The following is a 3,496-nucleotide window of genomic DNA, read 5'->3' as shown; positions in this document are numbered from 1 at the left end:
TGAGTTCAGATGGTCGGCGACGTACTTCGCCGTTGGGATGAAGCGGCAGAACACGATCGGGTCGAATCCGTCGGCGAGTAGTGACTTGACCTCCTTTGTCAGCGCTGCCAGCTTGTGATCGAGCTTCGGGCCTGAGAGAGCTTCGGCTTGAACGGCAAGTTGAAGTAGGCGGCGCCGTTGCGTCAGGTAGGACTCGCCGGTGTCCTCGGCGGAAATCCCGTCAGCCCCTGCAACGACGTCGGCGGCCTCGGCCGTGTCGTCGATGCCGGTGTCAAGCACGGTGGCACGACCGATGGCGTCGGCTTCCTCTGGCGAGGTGGCGTCCGCTGTTTTGGCCCTGGTGCGAAGTGTGGCTGCTGCGGCTGCGGGTGAGGATGCAAGGCTGCGCAGCAAGGCAAGCGCAGCCCACCAGCGAACGCGTTGCCGCACCGCGACGCCGTCGGTGCCAACGACTTGTTCGCGGGCATAGTCGATGACCTTGTCGAAGAGCGCCCGATACTCCTTGCTCAGTTCGTACGGCGCCTCACGCGTCTCGCGGTCCTTCGGGAATGCGGTGCTCTCATCGAGGTACTGGCGGATGTCGGCTCGGCGGCGTTGCACGAAGTGCTTGGCGAGATGAGCGCGACCGGCGTCGGAGTCGAGATCCACGTTGGCAAGAGCCGGATCGAGAAGACCGATGAGGTTGCGGAATCCTTCCTCCTTGCCGGAGTGGGGTGTCGCCGTGACGAGGATGAGGTGCCGGTCGGCGTCGGCGGCGAGCAGTTGGAGTAGCTCGTAGCGCTGTGTGCGCGACCCCTGTGTGGCGCTGTCGGCTACGGCTCCATGCGCCTCGTCCACGACAACAAGGTCAGGGCACTGATTGATGAACTCCTGTCGCCGATTCGCGGACTTGATGAAGTCGGTCGATATCACCACGTAGGGGTACTTGTCGAACAGTGATTCGTTGAGTAGCAGCCCCTTCGTCAGTCGTGTGACCGTCGACGGCAGCACGAGTTCGGCATCGATTGCGAACTTGTCGCGAAGCTCCGCTTGCCACTGCTCGGCGAGTGCTGGGCTACACAGCACCGCCAGCCGTTGGGCATCGCCCTGCGCTATCAGTTCGGTGATGATGAGTCCGGTCTCGATCGTCTTGCCGATGCCGACGTCGTCCGCGATCAGTATGCGGACGGTCTCTTGCTTGAGCGCCACCATCAAGGGGACGTACTGATATGCACGCGGTTCGACCGCAAGGTTCGCCAGGGACCGGAACGGGCCCGCCGTCGACCGGAACCCGAGGCGGAGCGCTGTCCGCAGCATCCGTGCCGATGACGCATCGCCAAGGTCAGCAACAGTCGGCGGAGCGAAGCTCGCTGGTTCGACCGATTCCAATGCCGGGAATACCGCGGCGGTGTCGTCGTCGCCCCCGCCGAGTGGGCGAAGTACAAGGAGGTCTGCTTCGCTCTCGGCGAGCACCACCCATTCGCGACCGCGTGCTGACACGAGCGTGCCCGGTGTAAACGTGGGTTTGGTGGCTGTGTCGGTCATCGGCCTGACCCTGCCCCGAAGACGGACGGATTGTCCCGTGCGACGGCCTGCCAGTCATCGTCGTATCGCACGCGTACGACGTGCCATCCGGCGTCGATGAGTCGTTCTTCTGCGTTCATGTCTCGCTCGGATTGATGTGGGGAGTCGTGCACGGGGCCGTCGATGAAGACGCCCACCGTCCCCGTCGGAAGGTCGTAGACGAAGTCCGGTCGGGCCTTGGCCTCGGTGTTCGTGACCTGCGCCCTGTCCGGGAGTCGATGACCGTGCTCGACGAGCCAGTCGATGAATTTCCGTTCGAGCGACGATTCAGCAAAACGTTCGAGGTAGTCCGCCGCGGCGGCTGGGGCGCGGCCACCAGATCCCGCAGCGGTCGTCGCCGTGGCGAGCGCCCAAAGTGGATGCTGGACGAGCATGCGGTCGATGAGGGCGTGCTCGAACTGATTGTTGTAGCTCAGGAGGCAGTCGTAGCAGCCCCGGGCGCAACGCTCTTCGACGCCGGTCGCACTCCCCAGATCGCTGCCGGTGACTGGATCGAAGTGTGCGATCTCGAGAGCCCTTGCCGCTGCCCGTGCGAAGGCATCGGGCTCGGAGACGAGACGTCGGAGCACACCGGCACCACCTTCGGCTGATTCCGTCAGCAGGAATCGGCCCCGCTGATCGATGTCAGGCAGCCATTGGGATGCCAGCTCAGAATCCTCCAGCTGGAACTCGGCCTCGATACCGCGTTCGATCGCGTATCGCATCGAGATGGCTTCCTCGTCGCCCATCTCGCGCATGAACCGCACGACAAGCATGTTTCTTGTGTCTTCGACGTACGGCGTGACCTTCGCCTTCGTGCTCACGTCTTCGGCGCTCTCAACCTCGTCGCCATCGCCGGAGTCGGCTTCAGATGCCTCGCGGTCGCTCAGCCAGCGTCCCTCGACCGTGTGCAGCCAGAAGCCCCGATCCTCCTTGACTTTGCGCCGGCGTCGGCCAATGTTCGCAACACGAATCGTCGCAGCATCGCCGTAGGTCAACTCGAGTAGCGCGTTGCCGTCACGGTCGTTGACCAACGCAATCAGTTTCCTCGGTCGGTCGCCGCGCGTGTTGAAGCGGTAGCTCACCTCCAACTCGAAACCGCTCCGGCGCCGCTCCTCTTCGTCACTGGAAATGCGCTCGCGTCGGCGCGTATGAACGGTTAGCAGGCGCATCAAGTTGTAGGTCTTCGCGCCGAGGCGCACGCCGCACGCCTCGCAGGTGTCGACACCCACGCCCTCGAGATGGTGATAACCGCACGCCTCGCAACGGAGTGCGGTCTCAGTGGCGATCTGTGTTGCGTCGCCCGCCTGGCGAGGTAGCTGAATTCGGTTGACCTCGAACCGGGCCCCGTCGTGGTAGATCAGGGCGCCCGGGCCGAATTCGCTGATCGCCAGGAACCGCGGCCGCTGCAGGTAGTCGCCGCCTTTGTCGAACCCGACTCGTTGACGGCTGCCCGGGATGTAGGCAGCAAGTGGGAGGCGCGGAAACGAGTAGCCGGGAAGGAAGCCTTCAGACGCGAGGTAGCGGTACGAGTAGAAGTCGGTCTGGCCTTCGCCGGCGTCATCGTTACGAAGGACCGAGAGGCGATCGCGGGCCTCGCGCTCACGAACCGCCGCAGTTGATCGAGTCCGCTTGTTGACCGTTGTATCGACAGCAAGGATGCCCTGCTCGCGGTACTCATCAAGCGCCGCCCGATACAGATCGCGCCATCTATCGAATGCCGCATCAAGCCGCTCAGGAGCGAAGCGGATCACCGAGGCCAGCCAATCATCCGTGAACCACATTGGATCGTCGTCGTTCGCTCGCCACGTCTCCTGTAAGTCGCTCATCAACACTGCGGCGCGATCGCCTGCTCGGCGCTGAGCATCCGGATCGAGCAACGCCTTCCAGATGTCGGGCCGGATGTGCAGCGATGGAGCGTTGCCGTCGGCCTCCAAGACATTCGTGATGCACG

2 protein-coding genes are annotated in these 3,496 nt (G+C 63.7%); both read right to left on the bottom strand.

Features of this window, described 5'->3' with window-relative positions; genetic code table 11:
• A partial coding sequence (locus ACH2EI_RS00885) for a DEAD/DEAH box helicase (protein WP_395158867.1) occupies nt 1–1,524 on the bottom strand: 1,524 nt, incomplete at its 3' end.
• On the bottom strand, nt 1,521–3,496 hold a 1,976-nt coding region (locus ACH2EI_RS00880; protein ID WP_395158865.1), incomplete at its 5' end, for a Zn-binding domain-containing protein. The genes ACH2EI_RS00885 and ACH2EI_RS00880, both read right to left, overlap by 4 nt.

The sequence above is a fragment of the Ilumatobacter sp. genome (genome assembly GCF_041688325.1).
GTDB lineage: Bacteria > Actinomycetota > Acidimicrobiia > Acidimicrobiales > Ilumatobacteraceae > Ilumatobacter_A.
The sequence above is the reverse complement of the archived record's forward strand: the minus strand, read 5'-3'. Positions and strand labels throughout refer to the sequence as shown.